The organism is Leifsonia sp. 466MF (assembly GCF_900100265.1).
Lineage (GTDB): Bacteria > Actinomycetota > Actinomycetes > Actinomycetales > Microbacteriaceae > Leifsonia.
On record NZ_LT629696.1, the window covers coordinates 225751 to 248995 of the forward strand.

Annotated in this window: 18 protein-coding genes; 9 read left to right on the forward strand and 9 right to left on the reverse strand. The window is 68.7% G+C overall.

Going from position 1 to position 23245, the window contains the following annotated elements; translation table 11 throughout:
* Positions 1-21 precede the first annotated feature (21 nt).
* A complete protein-coding gene (locus BLR91_RS01110; RefSeq protein WP_089878060.1) occupies positions 22-918 on the forward strand; it encodes an arginase family protein in 897 nt (298 codons plus the stop codon).
* A 107-nt stretch (positions 919-1025) separates the two neighbouring features.
* On the opposite strand, the gene hutI is transcribed toward BLR91_RS01110, so the two are convergent.
* From hutI to hutH, 3 genes are all read right to left on the reverse strand, one after another.
* Positions 1026-2183 carry an imidazolonepropionase gene (gene hutI / locus BLR91_RS01115; protein WP_089878056.1) on the reverse strand — a complete coding sequence of 386 codons (1158 nt, stop codon included), beginning with the start codon at positions 2181-2183 and terminating at the stop codon, positions 1026-1028.
* Positions 2180-3838, reverse strand: a complete 1659-nt coding sequence (gene hutU, locus BLR91_RS01120; protein ID WP_089878053.1) for a urocanate hydratase — start codon at positions 3836-3838, stop codon at positions 2180-2182. The genes hutI and hutU overlap by 4 nt, the downstream gene beginning before the upstream one ends.
* 93 nt (positions 3839-3931) lie before the next feature.
* Entirely contained in the window at positions 3932-5464 is a 1533-nt protein-coding gene (gene hutH, locus BLR91_RS01125) for a histidine ammonia-lyase (RefSeq protein ID WP_089878050.1), read from the reverse strand.
* A 107-nt stretch (positions 5465-5571) separates the two neighbouring features.
* On the opposite strand from hutH, the gene BLR91_RS01130 reads away from it, so the two are divergent.
* Positions 5572-6330, forward strand: coding sequence for an IclR family transcriptional regulator (locus tag BLR91_RS01130; protein ID WP_089878046.1), 759 nt, complete (start codon positions 5572-5574; stop codon positions 6328-6330).
* An 18-nt stretch (positions 6331-6348) separates the two neighbouring features.
* Here the strand turns inward: BLR91_RS01130 and BLR91_RS01135 are convergent, their stop codons facing one another.
* Together BLR91_RS01135 and BLR91_RS01140 are read right to left on the reverse strand one after the other, a co-directional pair.
* Positions 6349-6852: a GNAT family N-acetyltransferase gene (locus BLR91_RS01135; RefSeq protein ID WP_089878042.1), complete on the reverse strand. Its 504-nt coding sequence runs from the start codon at positions 6850-6852 to the stop codon at positions 6349-6351.
* A gap of 118 nt (positions 6853-6970) precedes the next feature.
* Positions 6971-7558 carry a Dps family protein gene (locus BLR91_RS01140; RefSeq protein WP_089878038.1) on the reverse strand — a complete coding sequence of 196 codons (588 nt, stop codon included), beginning with the start codon at positions 7556-7558 and terminating at the stop codon, positions 6971-6973.
* A 181-nt stretch (positions 7559-7739) separates the two neighbouring features.
* Here BLR91_RS01140 and BLR91_RS01145 point away from each other — a divergent pair, with 181 nt between their 5' ends.
* Positions 7740-8171, forward strand: a complete 432-nt coding sequence (locus BLR91_RS01145; protein ID WP_018192313.1) for an Hsp20/alpha crystallin family protein — start codon at positions 7740-7742, stop codon at positions 8169-8171.
* A gap of 37 nt (positions 8172-8208) precedes the next feature.
* On the opposite strand, the gene BLR91_RS01150 is transcribed toward BLR91_RS01145, so the two are convergent.
* Both BLR91_RS01150 and BLR91_RS01155 read right to left on the reverse strand, forming a co-directional pair.
* Positions 8209-8655: an SRPBCC family protein gene (locus BLR91_RS01150; RefSeq protein WP_020076667.1), complete on the reverse strand. Its 447-nt coding sequence runs from the start codon at positions 8653-8655 to the stop codon at positions 8209-8211.
* Positions 8652-10220 carry a phytoene desaturase family protein gene (locus BLR91_RS01155; protein WP_089878034.1) on the reverse strand — a complete coding sequence of 523 codons (1569 nt, stop codon included), beginning with the start codon at positions 10218-10220 and terminating at the stop codon, positions 8652-8654. The genes BLR91_RS01150 and BLR91_RS01155 overlap by 4 nt, the downstream gene beginning before the upstream one ends.
* Positions 10221-10486: 266 nt before the next feature.
* On the opposite strand from BLR91_RS01155, the gene BLR91_RS01160 reads away from it, so the two are divergent.
* The 4 genes from BLR91_RS01160 to BLR91_RS01175 all read left to right on the forward strand — a co-directional run bounded on the left by BLR91_RS01160 (position 10487) and on the right by BLR91_RS01175 (position 13785).
* Positions 10487-12523 (forward strand): DEAD/DEAH box helicase, encoded by a 2037-nt coding sequence (locus BLR91_RS01160; RefSeq protein ID WP_089921683.1) that lies wholly within the window; start codon positions 10487-10489, stop codon positions 12521-12523.
* A gap of 180 nt (positions 12524-12703) precedes the next feature.
* Complete coding sequence (locus BLR91_RS01165) at positions 12704-12994, forward strand: WXG100 family type VII secretion target (RefSeq protein WP_026307305.1); 291 nt, start codon at positions 12704-12706, stop codon at positions 12992-12994.
* Complete coding sequence (locus BLR91_RS01170) at positions 12972-13532, forward strand: hypothetical protein (protein ID WP_231918777.1); 561 nt, start codon at positions 12972-12974, stop codon at positions 13530-13532. The genes BLR91_RS01165 and BLR91_RS01170 overlap by 23 nt, the downstream gene beginning before the upstream one ends.
* The gene (locus tag BLR91_RS01175) at positions 13513-13785 is read left to right on the forward strand and encodes an EsaB/YukD family protein (RefSeq protein WP_089878030.1); all 273 of its coding nucleotides are present in this window, start codon (positions 13513-13515) and stop codon (positions 13783-13785) included. Before BLR91_RS01170 ends, BLR91_RS01175 begins: the two co-directional genes overlap by 20 nt.
* Positions 13786-13829: 44 nt before the next feature.
* On the opposite strand, the gene BLR91_RS01180 is transcribed toward BLR91_RS01175, so the two are convergent.
* Together BLR91_RS01180 and esaA are read right to left on the reverse strand one after the other, a co-directional pair.
* Positions 13830-14453, reverse strand: a complete 624-nt coding sequence (locus BLR91_RS01180) for a hypothetical protein (protein WP_231918778.1) — start codon at positions 14451-14453, stop codon at positions 13830-13832.
* Between the two features lie 97 nt (positions 14454-14550).
* The gene (gene esaA, locus BLR91_RS01185; protein ID WP_089878023.1) at positions 14551-17358 is read right to left on the reverse strand and encodes a type VII secretion protein EsaA; all 2808 of its coding nucleotides are present in this window, start codon (positions 17356-17358) and stop codon (positions 14551-14553) included.
* A 137-nt stretch (positions 17359-17495) separates the two neighbouring features.
* On the opposite strand from esaA, the gene essB reads away from it, so the two are divergent.
* Positions 17496-18629: a type VII secretion protein EssB gene (gene essB, locus BLR91_RS01190; RefSeq protein WP_089878020.1), complete on the forward strand. Its 1134-nt coding sequence runs from the start codon at positions 17496-17498 to the stop codon at positions 18627-18629.
* Positions 18626-23101 (forward strand): type VII secretion protein EssC, encoded by a 4476-nt coding sequence (gene essC / locus BLR91_RS01195; RefSeq protein WP_089878017.1) that lies wholly within the window; start codon positions 18626-18628, stop codon positions 23099-23101. The genes essB and essC overlap by 4 nt, the downstream gene beginning before the upstream one ends.
* Positions 23102-23245 lie beyond the last annotated feature (144 nt).

A 23245-nucleotide genomic window follows, 5' to 3' on the forward strand; every position in this document is an offset into this window, starting at 1 on the left:
CCCGTCGCTAGGGTCGCGGGTATGAGCGCACACGGACTCTCGGTCGACCCGCTGTGGCCGCGCGCAGGCGACTGGCCATCACTCGGACCGGATGGCGCGGACCTGACGCTGATCGGCATCCCGACGCAGGAGACCTCGCTCTCGCCGACCGGTGCGGGTGCCACCCCCGCGGCCGTGCGGGATGCGCTGCGTCGCTACTCGGCGTTCGCACCGGGAGAGGGCGTCGAGGCGCTGCGCTTCGCGGACGCCGGCGACGTGCCGTCACCCGACGGCCCGGAGGGGCGGGAACGTGCGCGTGCGGCAATGGCGGAGGCCTCGTCCCGGTCGCGACTGACGGTCGCGGTCGGCGGCGACAACTCGCTCACGGTCCCGGCGGCGCTCGGGTCGTTCGGCGGGGACCTCGGCGCGGCGGGGCTGATCACGCTCGACGCCCATCACGATCTGCGAGACGGATCGTCCAACGGCTCTCCGGTGCGCGAGCTCATCGAGGCCGGGCTCGACGGCCGGCGGATCGTGCAGATCGGCATCGCCGACTTCGCGAACTCGGCCGCCTACGCCCGCCGCGCGGCGGACTATGGCATCACGGTGATCCTCCGCGACGAGCTGCACACGCGTCCGCTGGACGACGTCATGGCGGAGGCGCTGGAGATCGCAGGGGCGGGCGGCGGCCCGGTCCACGTCGATCTGGACGTGGACGTCTGCGATCGCTCGGTTGCTCCGGGGTGCCCGGCATCCGTCCCGGGCGGCCTCGCTGCCTGGGAGCTGCGCCGCTTCGCGCGGCTCGCCGGCGCATCCCCGCTTGTCCGCTCCCTCGACATCGCCGAGGTGGATGCGACTGCCGACGCCCCCGACCAGCGCACGGTCCGCCTCGCGGCGCTCCTCGTCCTCGACGCCGCCGCCGGCCTCGCCTCCCGCTGACCCATCCCGTCCCGTCCCCGTCGCCCACCGTCGAGTCCGCAAACTTTGCACGCTCGCGGGGCGAATCGTGTGCAAAGTTTGCGGACTCGACGGCGGGGCGGAAGGGACTAGAGGTGGAGGGTGCGCTCGATGAGGGGGACGCCGGGACGGTAGGCGAGGTGGATGTGGCTGGGGGCGCGGAGGACCGCCAGGTCGGCCCGCGCTCCGGGTCGCAGGTGCCCGACGTCGTCGCGACGGAGCGCGGCGGCGCCGCCGAGCGTCGCCGCCTGCAGGGCCTCGGCCGGCGTCAGCCCGAGCTCACGCACGGCGAGGGCGATGCAGAACGGCATCGACGACGTGAACGACGACCCCGGGTTGCAGTCGCTGGCGAGCGCCACGGTCGCGCCGGCGTCGAGGAGGCGACGCCCGGACGGGTAGGGATGCCGCGTCGAGAACTCGACGCCGGGAAGCAGCGTCGCGACGGTCCGGGAGGCGGCCAGCCGCTCCACGTCGTCGTCGGTCAGGTAGGTGCAGTGGTCGACGCTCGCCGCATCCAGTTCCACAGCGAGGGCGACGCCCTCTCCGGGGCCGAGCTGGGCGGCGTGGATGCGCACGCCCAGTCCGCGTGCGGCTCCCGCCCTCAGGATCCGCTCCGACTGCTCGACGCTGAACGCGCCCGTCTCGCAGAAGACGTCGATCCAGCGCGCGTGGGGCGCGCAGGCGTCGAGCATCGGGCCGGTGACGAGATCCACATAGGTGTCCGGGTCGTCGGCGTACTCGGCTGGGACGACGTGCGCACCCAGGAACGTGGTCTCGTCGGTCACCTCGCGCGCCAGTCGGAGCAGCCGCTCCTCGTCGGCGACGGTCAGCCCGTAGCCGCTCTTGATCTCGAACGTCGTCGTGCCCTGCGCGTGCAGCTCGGCTACGAGCCGAGCCAACCGCGCGCGCAGTTCCTCGTCCGTCGCGGCGCGCGTCGCTGCGACCGTGGACCGTATGCCGCCAGCGGTATACGGCCGCCCGGCCATGCGCGCCTCGAACTCCTGCGCGCGATCTCCGGCGAAAACGAGGTGGGTGTGCGAGTCCACGAACCCCGGGATCACGGCCGCGCCGGCGACGTCGACGACGCTGTCCGCATCCGATCGGGGGGCAGCGGCCGAGGGTCCGGTCCAGGTCACCCAGCCGTCGACGGCGAGAACAGCCGCATCACGAACCAGCCCGAGGGGTCCGGGATGCGCCGGGTCGAACGTCGTCAGCTCGCCGATGCCGGTGACGAGGGTGGCGGTCATCGGCCTTCGCGCATCGGGATGCGCAGCCCGCGCTCCTCCGCGACCTCGACCGCGCGCTCGTATCCCGCATCCACATGCCGCATCACGCCCGTGCCCGGATCGTTCGTCAGTACGCGCTCGATCTTCTCCGCGGCGAGTGGCGTGCCGTCGGCGACGACGACCTGCCCGGCGTGGATGCTGCGGCCGATCCCGACGCCGCCACCGTGGTGGAGCGACACCCAGGTCGCGCCGGACGCCGTGTTGAGCAGCGCGTTGAGGAGGGGCCAGTCGGCGATCGCATCGGAGCCGTCCGCCATCGACTCCGTCTCCCGATACGGCGAGGCGACCGAGCCGGAGTCGAGGTGGTCGCGCCCGATCACGACCGGCGCGGACAGCTCGCCCGAGGCGACCATCTCGTTGAACCGGAGACCGGCCAGGTGCCGCTCCTTGTATCCCAGCCAGCAGATCCGGGCGGGTAGTCCCTCGAAGTGCACCTTCTCGCCCGCCTGGGTGATCCAGCGGCGCAGGTGCTCGTCGTGGGGGAACAGGTCGAGCACGGCGCGGTCCGTCGCAGCGATGTCGGCCGGATCGCCCGAGAGCGCGGCCCACCGGAACGGTCCCTTGCCCTCGGCGAAGAGCGGACGGATGTACGCGGGCACGAACCCGGGGAAGTCGAATGCGCGGTCGTAGCCGCCCAGCTGGGCCTCCGTGCGGATCGAATTGCCGTAGTCGAAGACCTCGGAGCCGGCGTCCTGGAAGCCGACCATCGCCTCCACCTGGGCGGCCATCGACCGTCGGGCGTCGTCCGTGAAGCGCTCGGGGTCTGCGGCGGCGCGGTCGCGCCACTCCTCGACGGTGTAGCCGACGGGCAGGTAGCTCAGCGGGTCGTGCGCGCTGGTCTGGTCGGTGACGATGTCGATCGGCACACCGCGGCGGAGCAGTTCGGGGAAGACCTCCGCCGCGTTCCCGACCACGCCGACGGAAAGCGCGCGGCGCTCGTCCTTGGCCGCCAGTGCCTGCGCGACCGCGTCGTCGAGGTCGTCCGCCAGCACGTCGAGGTAGCCGTGGTCGACGCGGCGCTGCAGGCGGGTGCCGTCTACATCCACGATGAGCACCGCCCCGCCGTTCATGGTGACCGCGAGCGGCTGCGCTCCGCCCATGCCGCCGCATCCACCGGTCAGCGTGAGGGTGCCGGCGAGAGTTCCGTCGAACCTCTTCCGCGCGACCGCGCCGAACGTTTCGTACGTGCCCTGGAGGATGCCCTGCGAGCCGATGTAGATCCACGAACCGGCGGTCATCTGGCCGTACATGGTGAGACCGAGCGCCTCCAGTCGGCGAAACTCGGGCCACGTCGCCCAGTCGCCGACGAGATTGGAGTTGGCGATCAGCACCCGGGGAGCCCACTCGTGCGTGCGGAAGACGCCGACCGGCTTGCCCGACTGCACGAGCAGCGTCTCGTCGGCCTCGAGGTCGCGGAGGGTGCGGACGATCGCGTCGAACGCCTCCCAGCTGCGGGCCGCGCGGCCGGTGCCGCCGTAGACGACCAGGTCGTCGGGGCGCTCGGCGACCTCCGGGTCGAGGTTGTTCATCAGCATCCGCAGCGGGGCCTCGGTCTGCCAGCTCTTGGCGCTGAGCTCGGTGCCTCGCGCCGCGCGCACCGGTCGGGCTCCATCCATGGTTCTCGTTCCTTTCGTTACCCCGTCGAGTCCGCGAAGACTGACGGTTTCGACGCTGATTTCGTGCAGTTTGTGCGTACTCGACGGTGGGGGTCAGGGGAGGTGGGCGGCGGCGCGGAGGGCGCCGGAGGTCACGAGAGCGTAGGCGGCCTCGATCTCGGGGGAGAGGTGGCGGTCGGGGCCCGGGCCCGGGACGACCGTCCGCAGCGTCGCGATGACGGCTCCCGTGGCGGGGCCCGGCTGCAGCGGGGCGCGCAGGTCGGCTCCCCGGGCGGCGGTCATGACCTCGATCGCGATCACGCGAGCGAGTCCGTCGATGGCGCGGCGCAGTTTGCGGGCGGCCGCCCATCCCATCGACACGTGGTCCTCCTGCATGGCCGACGAGGGGATGCTGTCCACCGACGCCGGCGCAGCCAGCCGCTTCAGCTCGGAGACGATCCCGGCGGCCGTGTACTGGGCGATCATCAGACCGGAGTCGACGCCGACTTCATGGGCGAGGAATGGCGGCAGCCCCTGGTTGCGCGCCGGGTCGAGGAAGCGGTCCGTGCGGCGCTCCGACATGCTGGCGACGTCGGCGACGGCGATCGCGAGGAAGTCGAGCACGTACGCGACCGGCGCTCCGTGGAAGTTGCCGTTCGACTCCACCCGCCCGTCGAGGGTGAGCACCGGGTTGTCCACGGCCGAGGCCAGCTCGCGCTCGGCCACCAGCTCCGCGTGCGCGACGGTGTCGCGTGCGGCGCCGTGCACCTGCGGAGAGCACCGGAGCGAGTAGGCGTCCTGCACCCGGGTGCACTCCGGTCCCTTGTGACTCGCGACGATCGGCGAGCCGGCGAGCAGGGCGCGCAGGTTCGCCGCCGAGACCGCCTGGCCGGCCTGCGGCCGCAGCCGCTGCAGGTCGTCGGCGAACACCGCGTCGGTGCCGAGCAGGGCCTCGACGCTCATCGCGGCGGCGATGTCGGCGTCGGTCAGCAGGCCGTGGAGGTCGTGAATGGCGAGCGCGAGCATCCCGAGCATCCCGTCGGTGCCGTTGATGAGCGCGAGGCCCTCCTTCTCGGCGAGGACCACTGGCTCGATTCCTGCGGCGGCGAGGGCGTCGGCCGCGTCGACCAGTTCGCCGTCGACCCGCACGCGGCCCTCGCCCATCGCCGCCAGGGCGCAGTGTGCGAGCGGCGCGAGGTCGCCGGAGCACCCGAGCGAGCCGTACTCGTGGACGACCGGCGTGATCCCCGCATTGAGGAGGGCGGCGTAGGTCTCGACGGTCTGGGTCCGCGCACCCGTGCGCGCGGTCATCAGCGTGGACAGGCGCAGCAGCATGAGGGCACGGACGACCTCGCGCTCGACCTCGGGACCGGATCCGGCCGCGTGCGAGCGCACGAGGCTCGCCTGCAGCTGCGCCCGGCGATCGGCGGGGATGAATGTCGTGGCGAGTGCGCCGAAGCCGGTCGAGATGCCGTAGTGCGGCTCGGTGTCGTCGGCGAGGGCGTCGACGATCGCGCGGGAGGCGGCGACACCGGCGAGGGCGTCCGAGTCGAGTTCGACGCGGGCGTCGTGGCGCGCGACGGCGACCACGTCGTCGATGGTGAGCGGTCCGGCACCGACGGTGACGGCGGTCTGGGTCTGGAGCATGGTCCGATCCTCGCGCCGCGCGGTCGTGAGCGCTCCGGCTGTAGGCTGCTCGGTGTCCGGGATCCCAGACACGGGCGCGGCTACCGGCGCGAGGGGAGGTGGATGCGGTGAGCAAGGTCCCCGCGGCGGAGAACACCCTCCGCGTCCTCGCCTACCTCGGAGCCCAGCGCGGCCCGGCCCCGGCCGCCGCCATCGCCTCCGCCCTCGGCCTGCCCCGCTCGACCGTCTACCACCTGCTCGCTGTGCTGACCGAGCACGGTTTCGTGCTGCACTTCCCTGAGGCACGCCGCTACGGCCTGGGCGTCGCCGCCTACGAGCTGTCGAGCGCGTTCTCCCGTCAGCAGCCGCTGAGCAGGCTCGGCCGGCCGATCGTGGCGGCGCTGGTGGATGCGATCGGCGAGTCCGGGCACGTCGCCGTGCTCCATGGTCGCGACGTCGTCTACATCGTGGAGGAGCGTGCGCCCCGGCGGCCGCGACTGGTGACGGATGTGGGGGTGCGTCTTCCGGCTCACCTGACGGCGAGCGGACGCGCGCTTCTCGCGACCCTGCCGCGTGAGCAGCTCCGGGCGCTCTATCCGGATTCCGGCGCGTTCGAGGACCGCACGGGCTCCGGCCCGCACTCCTACGCCGAGCTGCGCCGAGTCGTGACGGAGGCCCGTGAGCGCGGCTACGCCACCGAGGACGGCGACGTCACACCGGGCTTCGCCTCCGTCGCGGTGTCGGTGCGCGACCATGCGGGCTGGCCCGCCGCGGGCATCGCGGTCACCTTCCCGCGCGATAACGTTCCGCCGGAGGGGTGGGATGCGCTCGCCGCCCGGGTGCGCGAAGCCGCGGCCGAGCTGTCCCGGCGCATCCGCGGGAGCTGACGCCGGCCGGCGCGGCGGCTAGCGCGTGGGAACAGCGAGCGACTTGGCGTAGCAGACCGACCACGGATCGTCGGCGTACGCCCCGAAGTTCGGGATGCGCACGTAGCCCGAGCGCTCGTACAGTGCGATCGCCGCGTGCTGCAGCGGACCGGTCTCCAGTCGCAGCTCGACGATGCGTGCCTCCTCGGCGGCGGACTCGATCGCGCCGAGCAGACGGCGGGCGAGGCCCTGACCGCGGGCGTCCTCGTGCACGAACATGCGCTTGAGCTCGGCGCGGGGGAGGGAGGCATCCTCGGAACCGCCTGCGTCCCCGGTGCCGTCGGCCACCAGGGCGGCGATGCCCAGCGCACGCCCGTCGACCCGTGCGACGAACACGGTGACGCCCGGGCGCTCGAGTTCGGACACATCCAGCAGGTAGCAGCTCTCGGCCGGGTACAGCGCGAAAGCGAACTCGTCGCTCAAGCGCAGCAGCTCCTCGACCTCCGGCTGCCGGGCCGGTTCGGGGCGGATCTCGATCGGCATGCGTCGATGCTAGCCGCGGCGTGTGTCGCCCGTGTTTCCCGGGACCTCTTCGAGGCGCACACGGAAGCGGCCCGACGGCTTCCCGCCGCCGGGCCGCCCCACCGCGTGAACCCGGGCGTCAGGCCCGGCTCGGGGTCCGGTTCTCGGCGCTGACCATCCAGGCGTACTGCTCGAGCCGCTCGATGATCGCGTGCAGCAGGTCCGCAGAGGTCGGGTCCTCCTCATCCACGTCGTCGTGCACGTCGCGCATGGTGCGGACGACCGCCTCGAGGCGCTCGGTGATCAGATCGACCGTCTCGGTGGTGTCGACCTCGCCGTTGGGGAACTCGGGCAGGCTGGTCTGCTCGGCGACGGTCGCGCTGCGGCCGTCGGGGGTCGCGTGGAGGGCGCGGAGGCGCTCTGCGACGTCGTCGCTGAACTCGCGGGCGGCTTCGACGATCTCGTCGAGCTGGAGGTGGAGGTCGCGGAAGTTGCGTCCGACGACGTTCCAGTGCGCCTGCTTGCCCTGCAGGTGCAGCTCGATCAGGTCGACGTGCACGCGCTGGAGGTTCTGCGCCAGCTCGGCGGAGGCGACGAAGCCGTGCTCGGCGTGCTCGCGGCGGGTCGGGGCGACGCCGACGGCGGCCGTACGACGTACGGAGGCGGTCTTCGGCGCGGCCTTCTTGGCGGTGCTCTTGGTGCTCGTCTTGGTCTGGCTTGCGGCCACGATGGGTCCCTTCCGTTCGATGGACGACGCTGACGGTAGGCCGTCGCCGACGGTTCGGGAAGCGGGTTGACATGGTCGCGAACCCCTTGGCACTCTCCGGGTGTGAGTGCTAAAATCTCTGGTCGAAAAGAGAGTGCAAACGGCCTCTCATCAGGTGATCCAGAAGAAAGGGGTACATCCAATGGCCATGTCGTTCGATCCTTTCTCCCAGCTGGACCGGATCGCGCAGAGCATCTTCGACACCAGCCGCCAGCCGCGCATCATGCCGGTGGACCTGTTCCGAGAGGGTGAGCGCTACATCCTGAACGCCGACCTCCCCGGCGCCGATCCCGCGTCGGTCGACGTCGACGTCGACGGGCACCTGCTCACCATCCGGGCGGTCCGCAGTGCGGCCGACCGCGACGGCGCCCGCTGGCTCGCCCAGGAGCGCCCGTACGGCGCGTACATGCGTCAGTTCACGATCGGCGACGACGTCGATCCCGACGGCATCACCGCGTCGTACGACAACGGTGTGCTCAGCGTCATCATCCCGGTGGCCGAGCGGGCGAAGCCGCGGAAGATCGCGGTGGAGTCGTCGGGCTCCAGCGAGACGAAGGCGGTGTCGGCCGGCTGATCGAGCCGGTCTCAGCGCACGAGCTGAGGGCGCGTCGTCACTGGGCGGCGCGCCCTCGCGCAACCCACTCCAGGCGACGCAGCGTCTCCGCATTGCGCACGTGCAGCATGCTGTCCGCCAGCACGTCCGGGATGCGGGTCACCGGACCGGAGTACGGGAACTCCTCCATCCGCACGACGCAGCCGCCTGCGCGGGGCTTCACGTCGATGATCACCCGCTCGGAGCCGAACGGCCGTGTCTTCGCCTCGAGCACCATCCGGCGCGGCGGGTCCCACTCGTCGATGCGCGTCTCGTCGTTCAGGACGAGCGGCCAGACGCCGATGGAGTGATGGAGACGGGATCCGACGGCCGGGTACCGGCTGTCGGCGGCGCGCAGTCGCGAGGCGCCGACGACCCAGGTCGGATAGACCCAGGGGTCGGCGAGGACGGCGAAGACCTGCTCGGGCGTGCAGGCCATACGGCGGACGTTGACAGACATGTTCACTGCTCCGGAAGCTCGTGGGGATGGACGGGGTCGGGCAGCGCGGCGACGGGCCGGGCGATGGTCTGGTCGGGCCCCGGCGCCAGGTCCGGCATCCGGGTGAAGCCGAACTCGTGACGCAGGGCGCTGCGCGCCGCGTAGTAGCCGCCGAGCCCGTGCACGCCGGGACCGGGTGCCGCGGACGACGATGCGAGGTACAGCCCGCGACCCGGCATCCGCCACGGGTCTGTCGAGAGGACGGGACGGGCCACCAGCTGACCGAAGTCCGGCGCGCCCGCCGAGATGTCCCCGCCGATGTAGTTCGGGTCGTGCTGCTCCATCTGCGCGGCGTTCTTGGTCGCCGTCCCGATGATGAGGTCGCGGACGCCGGGGGCGAACTCCTCGATGCGCCGGATGATCGCCTCCGTCTGATCCTCCGTCGAGCCGCGCGGGACGTGCGTGTACGTCCACAGGACGTGCTTGCCCGCCGGTGCCCGCGTCCCGTCGAACAGGGAGGGCTGCGAGACCAAAACGTACGGTGCGTCGCTGTGCCGGCCCGCGGCGACGTCGTTCTCCGCGCGGGCCACCTCCCGGCGCGATCCGCCGAGGTGCACCGTGGCCGTCTCGTACAGGTCGGGGTTGGTCCACGGGACCGGACCGGAGAGCGCGAAGTCGGCCTTGAACACGCCGTTGCCGTCGCGGAACCGGGAGATGCGCCGCAGGTAACCGCTGGGCAGCCGGTCCGCGGCCAGCTGCGCGGCGTGCTTCACGTGCGTGTCGAAGACGACGATCCGCGAGTCGGGGAGCTCGGCGAGAGACTCGACGGGGGTGTCGGTGACGACCTCGCCACCGTGAGCGACGATGTCGGCGACCATCGCATCCGCGATCGCCTGGCTGCCGCCGACCGGGATGGGCCAGCCGCGTGCGTGCGCGTAGGTCGCCAGCGTCATTCCGGCGGCCGCTCCTGCGACGCTCGGCAGGGGGACGGTCGTGTGGGCGAAGACGCCGGAGAGCAGAGCGCCCGGCGCCTCGGTCCGGAACGGCAGGTCCCACCACGGGCCGCCCTGAGCGATGGCGGTCAGCCCGAACCGGGCGGCGACGAAGGGATGCCTCGGCACCTGCAGCAGCTGCGAACCGGTGAACTGGGCCACGGCGTCCGCGTGTTCGACCAGCGGGCCGAGCAGGGCGCGCCAGGCGGGGCCGTCGACGCCCAGCGCATCCACCGTGCGTTCGAGGTCGAGGTACGCCATCGCGACCCGGCCTCCCGGAAGCGGATTGCCGTATGACGCGGTCGGCACGACGAACGGCACGCGCTTCTCCAGACCGAATCTGCGGAAGAAGCCGGATGCGAAAGCCAGCGGATGGACGGCCGAGCAGACGTCGTGCCGGAAGCCGGGGAGGGTGAGCTCCTCGGTCCGCAGTCCGCCGCCCACCGTCGCGTTGCGCTCGTACACCCGCACCGACAGACCGGCGCGCGCGAGCGTGACGGCAGCGGAGAGACCGTTCGGGCCCGACCCGATCACGACGGCGTCGAGCTTGCCCGCTGCAGGCCGGTTCCCCGAGGGCGTGTTCGCGGAGGGAGCGCTCATACCTCCCTGTATACCCCGCACCTCGGCGCACACGGAGAGGGATCAGCAGTCCGTTCCCAGCATCCATGCACTATCGTGGGGAGGTCGGCTCTTGACACTGCGCGATCTGCGCGGATGGGTTTGTCAGTCAAGTGGGCCGGTTCCGTACCCGATCGGCGGTATGGATCACACAATCGTGAACGGCCCCGGACACAGTTCGCCCGGGAATCATTCGGTGCGCTGCGGCGTGCCGCCGAGCACTCGACATGAACCCAGGAAGAACATCCATGCCCGGATACAACAACGACCGACGATCGCAGAAGCCGTCCCGCGGCGGAGCGCCCAAGAGCAGCAGCAACCCGAGCCCCAAGCACCGCGGCTACCGCGCGGAGGAGCCTGCGTCCGGCAAGAAGGCCCGCTGGAGCGCCGACGAGCGTGCCGCGCGCGGCCGTTCGACGTACGGAACCCGCGACGACAGCGCCGGCCGCGGCCGCACCGAGCGCCCCAACTGGGAGCCTCGCGGCAAGGACGCCCGCCGCACCGAGCGGGTGTGGGAGGAGCGCGCGCCGCGTCAGGACCGCCCCCGCCGCGACGGCGACGACCGTCCCCGCCGCAGCTTCGACGACCGCGCGGACCGTCCGCGTCGTGATTTCGGTGACCGGACCGAGCGTCCGCGTCGTGAGTACGACGACCGTCCGCGTCGCGATTTCGGCGACCGGACCGAGCGTCCGCGTCGCGACTTCGGTGACCGCGCTGAGCGTCCGCGTCGCGATTTCGGTGACCGCACCGAGCGTCCGCGTCGTGAGTACGACGACCGTCCGCGTCGCGACTTCGGTGACCGGCCCGAGCGTCCGCGTCGTGAGTACGACGACCGTCCGCGTCGCGACTTCGGCGACCGCGCCGAGCGTCCGCGTCGTCAGTTCGATGACCGTGCCGAGCGTCCGCGTCGCGAGTACGACGACCGTCCGCGTCGGGACTTCAGCGACCGCAACGAGCGTCCGCGCCGTCAGTTCGACGACCGCACCGAGCGCCCGCGCCGCGACTCGGACTTCTACCCGTCGCGCGACGAGAAGCCGGCCTTCACGCCGACCGATGACGTCGTGCTCGAGCGTCTCGAGGCGGAGGCCATTCAGGCCGAGGACGTCGACGGCGTGACCTTCGCCGACCTGGGCCTCGGCGGCAACATCGTCCGTGCCCTCGCCGAGCTGGGAGCCGACAAGCCGTTCCCGATCCAGGCTGCGACGCTGCCCGATGTCCTCGCCGGCAAGGACGTGCTGGGCCGAGGCCGCACCGGCTCCGGCAAGACCATCGCCTTCGGCGCACCGCTCGCCGAGCGCCTCATGCAGCTGTGGGCCGACTCCGGCAAGGCCGGCGGCAAGCGTCAGCTCGGCCGCGCCCCGCGCGCCCTCATCCTGGCTCCCACGCGTGAGCTGGCGCTGCAGATCGACCGCACCGTGCAGCCCATCGCGCGCAGCGTCGGCCTCTTCACCACCCAGATCTACGGCGGCGTGCCGCAGGGTCGTCAGGTGGGCGCGCTCCAGCGCGGTGTCGACATCGTCATCGGCACACCGGGCCGCATCGAGGACCTTGTCGAGCAGGGCCGTCTGGACCTCAGCGAGGTGCAGATCACCGTCCTCGACGAGGCCGACCACATGTGCGACCTCGGCTTCCTCGAGCCGGTCCAGCGCATCCTGCGTCACACGGCCGAGGGCGGCCAGAAGCTGCTCTTCTCCGCAACGCTCGACTCGGGTGTGGCGCAGCTCGTGGACGAGTTCCTCGTGAACCCGGCCGTGCACGAGGTGGCGGGCGAGGACCAGGCGTCCTCGACCATCGATCACCGCGTGCTCGTGATCGAACACCGCGACAAGGGCGCCATCATCGAACAGCTCGCGGACCGCGACGGCAAGACGCTGGTCTTCGCCCGGACCCGTGCGTTCGCCGAGATGCTGGCCGAGCAGCTGGAGGACGCCGGCATCCCCGCCGTCAGCCTCCACGGCGACCTGAACCAGTCCCGCCGCACCCGCAACCTCGCCCAGCTCACCAGCGGCCGCGTGAACGTGCTGGTGGCGACGGATGTGGCCGCCCGTGGCATCCACGTCGACGACATCGACCTGGTCATCCAGGCCGACGCTCCGGACGAGTACAAGACGTACCTGCACCGTTCGGGCCGCACCGGCCGCGCCGGCAAGCAGGGCACGGTCGTCACCCTCATCCCGAAGCACCGCCAGCGCCGCATGAACGACCTCCTCGGCCGCGCCGAGATCGAGGCCGACTTCGTGCCGGCTGCCCCTGGCGACGACGTGCTCCTCACCCTCGCGCAGTAACCCGCGCGGGCCTTCCTCCGCCCACCGCTGGCTTCACGGATTCGTGGAGCCAGCGGTGGGCGGAGTCCGTTAACGAGCCGAACGACCATTGCGGACACTCGCGGGCATCGATCCGGGCTACCTTCATCCCGCGTGTGATATGTTGCGTTGGAACGTGTATTTCAATGAAAGGTGGTCCTCGTGGCCGTTATCAGTGTCACCCCCGAAGAGCTCAAGACTCAGGCGCAGGTCTACTTGACCGCGAAGAGCGAGATCGAGGCTGCGGTTCAGAAGGTCAACAGCATGAACGGCACCATCGCCGAAGAGTGGAAGGGTGCTGCGTTCGAGGCGTACCTGAACCAGTACGACCAGCTCGCCAAGAGCGTGCAGCAGTTCGAGCTGCTCCTCGAGGACATCAACAAGCAGCTGGTCAAGTACGCGGACACCGTTGCCGAGCGCGATGCTCAGGATGCGCAGAGCTTCGGCTTCTGACGCCGGGGTCGCCCGCCGCGCCGGGGTGGCCGGGCTGGCCCTCATGATGGGTCTCAGCCTGGCTTCCCCTGTGGGCGCGGCGGCCTGGGCCGACACGGGATCCGACCCTGGAGTCGGCCCGGGTGGCGACGGCAGCCTGCAGTTGCTCCCAGAGGTCATCACCAACGACGGCGTCAGTGCCGGGGGATCGGTCGACTTCCCGGTACGGGCGGAGCTCTTCCTGCCCCCGATGAACGAGCGCGCCGCCTCCCGAGGACTCGCAGAGGCGTCCATCCCGCACGTGATCGAGTCGACGGACTTCGCCCCGCATGTGAACCCGCTCTTCCTGCGGGACTACTCGGGCGCTCGAGCGCAGCTGTTCGAGAGCTACGCCCCACACGACCTGCCCGCGACGACGATCGACGGTCCCTCCCAGGGCAGCGAACTCTGGTACACGCTGATGATCGTCGCGGCCCTTCCCCTGACCCTGCTGGTGGCGTTCATCGGCTGGAAGACCGCGTCGAGACGACGGAGGACTCATGGCCGATCGGCACATTGACGTCAGCATCGACTTCAATTCCCAACAGCTCGACCTCCGGGTCCCTGCCGCCGTCACGTTGGCGCGGCTGACGCAACTGATCAGCGCCGTGCTCGACGAGCACGGCATCGTCATGCCGAGCGATTGGCATCTCGCGGTGAAGGACAAACCGCTGCGCCTCGGCCCCTACGACGTCGTCGGCGACTTCCCGATCGGCCACGGGGACGTTCTGGCGGTGGTCACGCGTTTGCCGGCGACCTCCCCGGGCTCGTAGCGCGAATCCCGGCACCGGAGAACGGGCACATCGTCCAGGCTCTCTCAGCAGAACATCCGCAGCGCCTCTGCGTAGCGCTCGGGATCGGCACGAGTTCCGGCGGTGACGAGGATCGCGTGCGGGCCGATGCGCCGGGTGAAGGCGCCCCGACAGGGAATCTGCACCACCGTGGTCAAGCCGCACTTCCAGGCTTGGATCAGCGCCTCGAGCGAGAGGCGTTCCGGCTGCGCCTCCAGCCCCGCCGACGACGGACGTACTCGCTGCTCGAACTGAGCCTGCATCCACTGCTCGGCTTCATCGGTGAACGCTTCGCCGCCGACCTCCTCGCGCCACGAGGGGCCGACGAGTTCGCGCAACAGGCTCGCGCGATCAGGCGAGCCATTCGGAGTCGCCTGCAGGAGCTCGAAGATATCGGGCCTGGGAGTGGTCCCCGCGTGCTCCAGCACCTCCTCCCAGACGCGTGGCCAGACAGCCTCCCATTCCGAGGTCGGTGCAGACATCCGCATGGCGGGAGCCACGGCGATGGGTGTGTCGATGAGCGCGGGCGGGAGATCGTCACCGACCGGATGAAGCTGCCACGCCTCGCGTACCCATAGCAGTTCCAGCAGTGACTGCAGATCATCGTCGACCCGGATCACCATGTCGTGCGGCCACGGATTGCCAGGCATCGGCTCAATTGAGAACAACGGACTCCCCCTCGACTCGTCGTTCCCATCCTGCCTTCGGGCACGAGAACCGACAATCGGTGGGAGTGCGAGCCGAGGATCAGCCGCGCGCTCGCTTGCGGCGCCACGAATTCAGCACCGTCAGCAGGCCCCCGATCAACGAGCCCGCGACGAAGACGGGGATCCATGTGTAATCGAATGCCGGTGCGGATGCCGCCGCCGTGGGCGTGCTGTTCGTGGTCGTGATGGGATTCGCGAACGAGTCGTAGATCTTCGCGGGATCGGCGCCGTTTGCGCGCGTGTTGGCGAGCACGGTCGAGAACCGCTCGCTGTAGTCGCTGCTCGTCGCCAGGGTGGAGCTACCGGTGGAGATGGTTCCGCTCATCGCGTCGAGGACCGCCTGAGTCTCGGTCTGCGTTTTCTGAACGCTGGAGACGAGCTCGTCGAAGTCGGCCGAGTTGTCTGTGATGATCCGCGCGCTGGCCGCGACGTTCTTGGCGTTCGCGCTGGTCGTGGCCACCAGATGCGAGAGAGTCTCGTAGAGCGCCGGGCCCGTCTTCTCGTCGAGATACAGCTCGGAGAGGCCCGGATCCTGGTCGTTCCAGGCGGTCGTCTTCAACTGGATCACGGTGTTGGACTTCGCTTCCCACAGAGCCGGAGCAGCGTTGACGCTGGTGATCGCTGCGGCGAACCACTGCTCGAGCGCCTGCACTGATCCTGAGAAATAGCCCTCGGGCACGCTGAGCCCGTTCAGAGTCGCGACGTTGTCGGAGGTGGAGGCCAGTTGCCCTCTGACGGCGCCGATCTGCTTGATGATCGCAGCGATGTTGTCCTGGCCGAGTGCCTGGAAGTTGTCCACGTCCACGTCGCTGAGGTACTTCTCGATGTCGACGGCGTCGATGGTGCCGTACCGCTTGGAGACGGATTCCTCGCTGTGGCCGGCAACGACTCCGGTGGCTCCCACCGCGCTCGTGAAGCTCTCGAGGGTGTCATCAGGCGCACCGTAGAGGAACTGGAGCAGGTTCGCCGCGGTCCGGATGTTGCCGAGGTACTCGGTGATGGTGACGAAGTCGTCGCCTGCGATCCGATTCTTGGCGGCATCGGCGGGGACGAGGACGTAGACATCCGTCCCGAGGCTCGTGGGCGGCACGGGCTCTGCGGCTGTGGTGTCCTGCGCCGTGTACGACAGGGTGGCGGTGCCGGCGACATCCTCCAGGTCGATCATGTAGGTCAGACTTGCCGTGAGCGGGGCAGTTCCCTCGCTGTTGTCGAGGGTCGCCGTGCCGGTTGCCTGATCGACCGTCACGCAGTTCGGCGTCGCGTCCGCGCAGGCGGGGGCGACGGTTCCGAGGCCGACCGTCATGCGGGAGGCCTCGAGCGTCTCGGGGAGGTCGACGCTCACCGCGTAACGCGATCCGGCGGGGACCGCGACGGGCAGCGTCTTGGTCACCGACTGCTCCGTGGGCCCCGTCGACGTGGAGACCACATTCAGCTGCGGCGCGGCCGCACCGGTCGGATTCTCCTTCGCATAGTGCTGGATGAGGCCCAGCTGGCTGATGTACGGCTGGGGCTCGAACTCGTTGTGTGCGGCCTTGAGTGCGCTGAACAGCTCGGTGTACTGGGCGGGATCCGTCGGAATGAGGGCGACGAGCTGGTCGATCTTCTCCTTGTACCGTTCCACGGTCACTGCAGCGGCGCCACTTCCGCTGAACGTGTTGGACAGCTTCTGCGCGAGCGCACGCCTCGCCATTTCGGGCGTCAAGGTCTCGGGGCTGACGGTGTAGTTGCTGTCTGTGATCGGCATTGTGATGCCGAAGTACTCGGAAAGGAGGCGGGTCTCCAAGCTCATGAGGTCGTCGCGGGACCTGGCGAGTGCGTCCTCCTGATGTTTGAGCGACTCTTTGACTACTTCCACGCGCCCGTTGACAGAGTTGGCCATCCCGTCATATTTCTGCACCGTCTCCTTGAGCGACGCGAGCAGCCCGGTGTGTGTGCCCGAAGCATCCGTCGACGAGAAGCCGTCCAGTCCGCTCCAGCCGTCCGCGCCGGAGAACAACCCGTCGATGTGGTCCGCGAACGCCTGGTCGTAGTAGCTCTTGTCGGATGCGCTCTGATCGGTGAGGGCGGCGTTGCCGTTCGCCACGTTCGTCTTCGCGATCTGTTCCTGCTGGCGGAAGTACGCGGAGAGCGACGGCTGCTGCCGACCCAGGGAGTCGCTGACGGACGTCAGCGTGTCCGTGGTGTTCGCGGTGAATCCGTTCTGCGCCGACACCCACGCGCTGTTGAGTCCGCGCAGCACCGTCGCCATGTCGATGCTGCCGTCGTAGCTCTTCGCAGTCTTCTCGAGGTTGGGGCGCAGCGTGTTGGAGACACTGTCCAGGAGCGCAGTCTGGCTGGAGACGACCGACTCCATGTTGACCTGGGCCCCGGAGATGTTCGAGGCGACGCTCGCGAAGTACATCTGCACGATCCGGGAGTTGAAGTCGCGGATGATGGTGAACATCCGGCTTTCGAGGCGTTCCCGGGAGAGCTCGTCGTCGCCGACGACGCGGTAGTCGATGGTCGCCTTGACCGGATTCAGGTCCTGCAGGGTCAGCAGGTCATGCGAGAAGGTCCTTGGAAGCACGACGACAGCGCTCACCGTCTCATCGGTGAATGCTCTCTCCGCGACGCTTCGTGAGACGACCTGCCAGTTGTTCTGATCGGCGTTCGAGACGAGGCTGACGAACTCTTTGCCGAACAGGTAAGTGGCGCCGTTGAAGGTCGCGGGTTCGTCCTCGTTCACCAGGGCGATCGTCTGCCGGTCCGCAGGGGCGGCCGCCGTGGCTGCGCTGAGCACGTTCGTCGAAGCGGCGAGGAGGAGCGCCAAGGCCACGGTGCCGATGCTGATCAGAACCTTCTTGAGCATGTCGATCCCCCATGAATTCGGTCTCGAAGATGAGCAGGATGTGACCTTATCAGGTTATGACCTGTTATATGTCTGTACTGTTACTTCTGAGCGTACGGCAGATCAGGTGCACGGGCACCGCGACGAAGTGGGTAGGTATGAGGGTTTTCGATGGGCGCGAGACGTTGGAGTTCGAACGCACCGGAGAGACGGTCCGGGTACTGCTGGCCGGTGCGCAGATACGCATGGATTCCATCGACATCGTTCGTCACCATGTCACGCTCGCGGAGGAGGTTCCCGAGCAGTTCCAAGCCGTCTTGACCTATCGCGTTCCGGCGGCCGCGCGCACCCTCCGCCAAGCGGCTTCGGCGGCTCGCACCCGGCTCGAGAAGCTGCAGACCGCTCAGAAGCTGGCCGCTTTGCGGCCACTGGCCGGCAAGTTCCGAATTCCCTTCCTCCACCCCGAGAACATCGTGATCACGGGGGCAGGCGTCTCCGTGACGCACAGCGGCCTCGTCGGGATCCTCGCGCCGATGGCCTTCGACGACGCGCTGTTCCTGAAGGGATACAAGGCGCTCGTGCTGAGCATCCTGCATCCTCGTCTGCCGTTCGAGAAGCTCATCGATGGCACGGCGACTCTGAAGGACGACTTCAGCAAGCGGATCGCCTCCTTCCCGACCGTGGACGACATCGCTGCGTTCGTCGACCGGGAAGTGGCGGAGGAGGCCTCGAGAGCGTCGCGCGAGACCGTGTCGGTTCGGAAGCTCCGCTACCGGCTCACGACGGTGCTCGCTGCAGTCGCCGTCGTGGCCGCCTCGGTGTCGGGATGGTGGGCGTACGAATCCGTCGTGGTGGCTCAGCCGCGGCAGGAAGCGATCATCACGGCCCAGTCCGACTTCCTGACCAGCGACTATGCGCAGACGCTGAAGGACCTTCAGGAGTACGGCCCGAGCGATCTGCCGAAGTCGGCGCGCTACGTCCTGGCCGTGAGCTCGATCAAGCTGACGAAACTGACGGCCGTTCAGAAGCAGACCGTGCTCAACAACATCTCCACGAAGACGGACGACAACACGCTCGACTACTGGATCCACCTCGCACGAGGAGACTTGGATACGGCGCTCAACCTCGCCCAGAACCTCGGTGACGACCAGCTGACCCTGCTCGCGTACACCGACCTCTACGAGGCGACCAAGCTCGACACGTCGATGGAGGGTGCGCGCAAGCAGAAGCTGCTCGACGAGTACGCCAAGAAGATCGAAGAGCTGATCGCACGGCTCGGAGCGACCCGATGAGCGCGGGTCCCGGCACCGACTTCTTCGCGCTCTCGGCGACTGGACCCTCCGGCGGTAGGCTCCGCGACGACCGGTTGATCGCCGGATCCGTGTTGTTCTCCGTGTATGTGCTCGACGCGGAACTCGTGACGATCCCCCTCACCGAGGAGCGACCGTCCGCCGTCTTCGACGATCTCACCCTCGGGGTCGTCAACGATCGCCTGTTCATCAATGGCGCCGCCGTGCCCGCGGGCCTCACTGAGTGCAACGACCACGTGCTCCTCGTCGTGGATGCTCGTCGAGCGGAATCGACACACCTGGTGTTCGATCCCGACGATCATTTCCTCATCGGCGGCTCCGACAGCGCGAGCATCAGGACCCCGGGTGACACCATGGTCGCCATCCACGGCGATACCGTCATCGCTCGCACGGGCAGTGACTTCCTCTACGTGAACGAGCGGCGGGCGGACGAGCGTGAGATCATCCACGCGGCCGCCGTGGGCGACCGCGTCCTGACTGCGGACTACCTCGTCGAGAGGCGTGCGGCGCAGTGGAGGGTGACCACCTTCGCCGACGGCACGGAGCTGGACCGGAGCACGTTCCTCGAACAGGAGCAGCACGACGAGTTCCCGCCCGACTTCCCCGACTATCGTCGGAGCCCCAGGATCACCCTGGAGGTCCCGAGCGACAAAGTGCAGGTGCACAAGATCGCGCCGGCTCAGAAGCCCGACAAGAACAGCATCCTGAAGGCCCTTCTCCCGCCGCTGGGAATGGTCGCCGTCGGCGTGGCCACCACCGTGCTGTCCGGGCGCAATCCGCTGATGATGCTCGGCATGGCCATTCTGAGCCTGCTGACCGCCGCGTTCACCGTCTCCCAGTTCGTGGCAGATCGGCGTGAGCGCCGGAAGGAGGACGACGCTCGACGGGACGACTACGAGCGTTACCTCGTCAACGTCACGGCGTCGCTGACGCGTCTCTGCGAGCAGGAGAAGAGCGTCCGTGACTACAACGCGCCCGGTCCCGAGGCGCTGGTGCGCATGGTGACCGCCTACGGCCCGCGGATCTATGAACGGCTTCCCAACAACAAGGACTTCCTGGACGTCTCGCTGGGGACAGGAGACGCTCCGTCGTCCTTGACGGTCACCTCGGACGCCAACGAGAGAGATGACGACGCGGACACTCGACGGGTGGCCGAGCTGGTCGACCGGTTCTCGACGCAGCAGAACGTCCCGATCACGCTGAGCCTCCGAACGCAGACGCTCGGGCTGGTCGGCACGGATGACGCCGTGCGTACCGCCGCGGCGAACCTTCTGCTCCAGCTCGCCGTCTTCCAGTCCTATCGCGACGTCAACTTCATCGCCCTGGTTCCGGGCAAGTCGTATCGCGAGAACTGGCACCCGTGGCGCTTTCTCCCGCACTTCACGATGCAGGGCCTCAATGTCCGCGGGCTCGTCCACAACGCGAAGACACGGGACATGATCCTGAACAGCTTCACGCAGATCCTCAGCAAGCGACGGCAGGCGCTGACACAGGCGGGCCGGGAGAAGTCGGTCTTCTCCCCGCATTACGTGCTGTCGATCCTCGACGACTCCTACCTCGCCGGGCATGGCATCAACGAGTTCCTCGCCGAGGACATGACGGAGCTGGGCGTCACGGTCGTCTGGTGCCGGGAGGACCGCAAGCAGGTTCCCGAGACGGTGTCCGCGCTCGTCGAGTACCGCAACCGGAGCGCCGGCGTGCTCGTGAACGACGACCGCGTCTACGTCGCCCGCGATTTCGTGCCGTATCCGACTCCGCCCGACCGCGACCTGGCGCTGCGCAGGCTCGCGAACCTCACTCACGTGGAGGTCGAGAAGAACGCCATCCCGAAGGCCGTCACCTTCTTGGAGATGTACGACGTCAAGCACGTAGACGACCTGGGCGTCGCCCAGCGGTGGGCCGGTGCGGACACCTCCAAGACGCTCGCCGTCCCGCTCGGTCTGCGCGGAAAGGACGACCTCGTCGAGCTGAATCTCCACGAGCGCGCGCACGGACCGCATGGACTCGTCGCGGGTACGACCGGCTCCGGCAAGTCCGAGATCGTCCAGTCGTACATCCTGTCTCTCGCCGTGAACTTCGCGCCGGAGGACGTCGGCTTCCTCCCCATCGACTTCAAGGGCGGCGGGATGGCCAATCTCTTCGCCGGTCTGCCTCACCTTCTCGGGTCGATCACCAACCTCGACGGCGCAGCCTCTGCTCGCGCGCTCGCGTCCATCCGCGCCGAGCTTCAGAAGCGCCAGCGGCTCTTCGCGCAGTACGACGTGAACCACATCAACGGCTACACCCGGCTCTACAAGCTCGGAAAGAACTCCGACGACCGTGAGATCGGGGCGAAGTATCCGGCTCTGCCGATGCCGCACCTCTTCCTGATCTCCGACGAGTTCGCCGAGCTCAAGGCCAACCAGCCGGAGTTCATGGAAGAGCTGGTGTCGACGGCCCGCATCGGCCGATCCCTCGGCGTCCACCTGATCCTCGCGACTCAGAAGCCCAGTGGAGTCGTGAACGACCAGATCTGGTCGAACAGCCGCTTCAAGCTCGCGCTCAAGGTGGCCGACGTCTCCGACTCGCAGGAGATCATCAAGACGCCCGACGCGGCCGGCATCGTCGAGCCGGGACGCGCCTATCTCCAGGTCGGCAACAACGAGATCTACGAGCTGTTCCAGTCGGCCTGGTCGGGGGCCGACTACGACCCGGGCAAGACCGAGAAGAAGACGGTCGATGAGCGCATCTACCTGATCAACGACTTCGGGCAGTACGAGCTCTGGACTCGCGATCTGTCCGGCGACGAGGCGGCACAGGAGGCCCGGAAGGAGAAGGTGAGCGAGCTCGACGCGGTCGTCGAGCATCTGGCGGCGCTCGCCGCGGAGTCGGGGGCGGTCCTCCCGGAGAAGCCGTGGCTGCCGCCCTTGGGAAGCCGGATCCCGTCGCCTCCCGTCGACGCGGAGCCGGGCGTCCCGCTCGGTCTCCTCGACATCCCCAGCAAGCAGGCGCAGGAGGTGTACCGCTTCAGCCTCCCTGAGGCCGGGCACACGGCCGTCTTCGGCAGCCCGGGATACGGCGCCTCCACGCTGCTCCAGACGCTGGTGATGAACCTGGCCCGGCAGAACACTCCCGAGCAGATGCAGTTCATGCTGCTGGACCTCGGAAACAACGGACTGCTCCCGTTGGCGCCCCTTCCGCATGTCGCAGACATCGTGACGTTGGAGGAAGAGGAGAAGTTCCAGAAGGCCATGGAGCGCATCGCCGGCGTGCTGGCCGACCGGAAGAGCCTCCTCCGCAGCATCGGCGTGGCAACCCTCGCTCAGTACATGGTCAAGACCGGCCAGTCGCTCCCCACCCTCCTGAACGTCCTCGACGGCTACGACGGCCTCGCCCAGGACAAGCGGAAGGAGGCGATCGACGCCCAGCTCATCCAGGTCCTGCGAGAGGGTGCGGCACTCGGCGTGTACCTGGTGCTCACGGCGAACCGCGCGAACTCGATGCGCATGAACATGACCAGCAACATCCCGACCTCGATCGCCCTCTATCTGAACGATGAGGCGGACGTCGCGGCCCTCTTCGGCCGTGATCGGGTCATGCAGGCCGAGATACTCGGCCGCGGCCAGCTCCAGCTCGAGTCTCCGACCGCGATCCAGATCTTCCTGCCCTGCGACGGAGCGGACGATGCGGCCGTTCTTGACGCCCTGGAGAAGGAGGTCGCCGCCATCGGCGAAGCGTGGACGGGCGCGCGCCCGGAGCGGATCCCGATGGTGCCGCAGGAGCTGACGGTGGAGGCGTTCGGAAGCCGGGTATCCAGCGGGGAGTCGCAGAACAAGCTCTTCCTCGGGTTGAACAAGAGCAGCGCCCTGCCGGAGAGCTTCGACCTGTTTGTCGGTAAGGCGTTGGCCATCTTCCCTGCGACAGGGAAGCAAGCGGCGTCAACGTATCCGTTCGTGATCGAAGGTCTGCGGGATGCGATCGCCAGCGAACACCTTGTCGTCATCGACGCTCATGACACGCTCAGGCCGCTTCTCGGAGCTATCGAATGCCTCTACATCGGAAAGGCGGCGCTGAAGAGTCATGCCGAGGCGGTCAAAAAGGCGCTGACGGATCTGACCGAGTTCGGAACACGGACGCCGAGCTGCATCCTGATCAACGGCCTGACCGATGTGTTGGAGAAGCTCATGCTGCCGACCGATCAGCTCGCCGAGCTTCTCGGCGCCAGCGGCGATCACGTCCAGGTGATCCTGTTGGACCACGTTTCCAAGGTGAACAGCAATTTCGGCTTGATCGCGACACTCAAAGAGAACGTGGATCAGCTCCTCTTCGGTGGCGACCTGGGAACGCAGCGGTTCGTCGACAACCTGCCGCTCGCGGCCCGGAGGCAGGCGGCCGGCAAGAACGTCCTCCATTCGCTCAAGGATGACGAACTCTCCGAGATCGTCATCCCCACCATCCAGCAGAACGAAGGATGACGATGACCCTCGAAATGACGGGCGACCTCCTGGGCTTGGGGTCCATCGTTCGGCTGGAGACCGAGAGCGCTTCCGGCTTGTTCGTCGTTCTGGCGAGAGGAGCGTTCCGACCGGATAACACGCGGAACGAGGTCGTCGCGCGCT

Bases quoted from the DNA above. Each gene is read 5' to 3' on its own strand.
- BLR91_RS01110 (WP_089878060.1), top strand. From the start codon at position 22: ATGAGCGCACACGGACTCTCGGTCGACCCGCTGTGGCCGCGCGCAGGC.
- hutI (WP_089878056.1), bottom strand. From the start codon at position 2,183: ATGACCGCCACCCTCGTCACCGGCATCGGCGAGCTGACGACGTTCGAC.
- hutU (WP_089878053.1), bottom strand. From the start codon at position 3,838: ATGGATGGAGCCCGACCGGTGCGCGCGGCGCGAGGCACCGAGCTCAGC.
- hutH (WP_089878050.1), bottom strand. From the start codon at position 5,464: ATGCTCCAGACCCAGACCGCCGTCACCGTCGGTGCCGGACCGCTCACC.
- BLR91_RS01135 (WP_089878042.1), bottom strand. From the start codon at position 6,852: ATGCCGATCGAGATCCGCCCCGAACCGGCCCGGCAGCCGGAGGTCGAG.
- BLR91_RS01145 (WP_018192313.1), top strand. From the start codon at position 7,740: ATGGCCATGTCGTTCGATCCTTTCTCCCAGCTGGACCGGATCGCGCAG.
- BLR91_RS01155 (WP_089878034.1), bottom strand. From the start codon at position 10,220: ATGAGCGCTCCCTCCGCGAACACGCCCTCGGGGAACCGGCCTGCAGCG.
- BLR91_RS01160 (WP_089921683.1), top strand. From the start codon at position 10,487: ATGCCCGGATACAACAACGACCGACGATCGCAGAAGCCGTCCCGCGGC.
- BLR91_RS01170 (WP_231918777.1), top strand. From the start codon at position 12,972: ATGCGCAGAGCTTCGGCTTCTGACGCCGGGGTCGCCCGCCGCGCCGGG.
- BLR91_RS01175 (WP_089878030.1), top strand. From the start codon at position 13,513: ATGGCCGATCGGCACATTGACGTCAGCATCGACTTCAATTCCCAACAG.
- BLR91_RS01180 (WP_231918778.1), bottom strand. From the start codon at position 14,453: ATGCCTGGCAATCCGTGGCCGCACGACATGGTGATCCGGGTCGACGAT.
- esaA (WP_089878023.1), bottom strand. From the start codon at position 17,358: ATGCTCAAGAAGGTTCTGATCAGCATCGGCACCGTGGCCTTGGCGCTC.
- essB (WP_089878020.1), top strand. From the start codon at position 17,496: ATGAGGGTTTTCGATGGGCGCGAGACGTTGGAGTTCGAACGCACCGGA.
- essC (WP_089878017.1), top strand. From the start codon at position 18,626: ATGAGCGCGGGTCCCGGCACCGACTTCTTCGCGCTCTCGGCGACTGGA.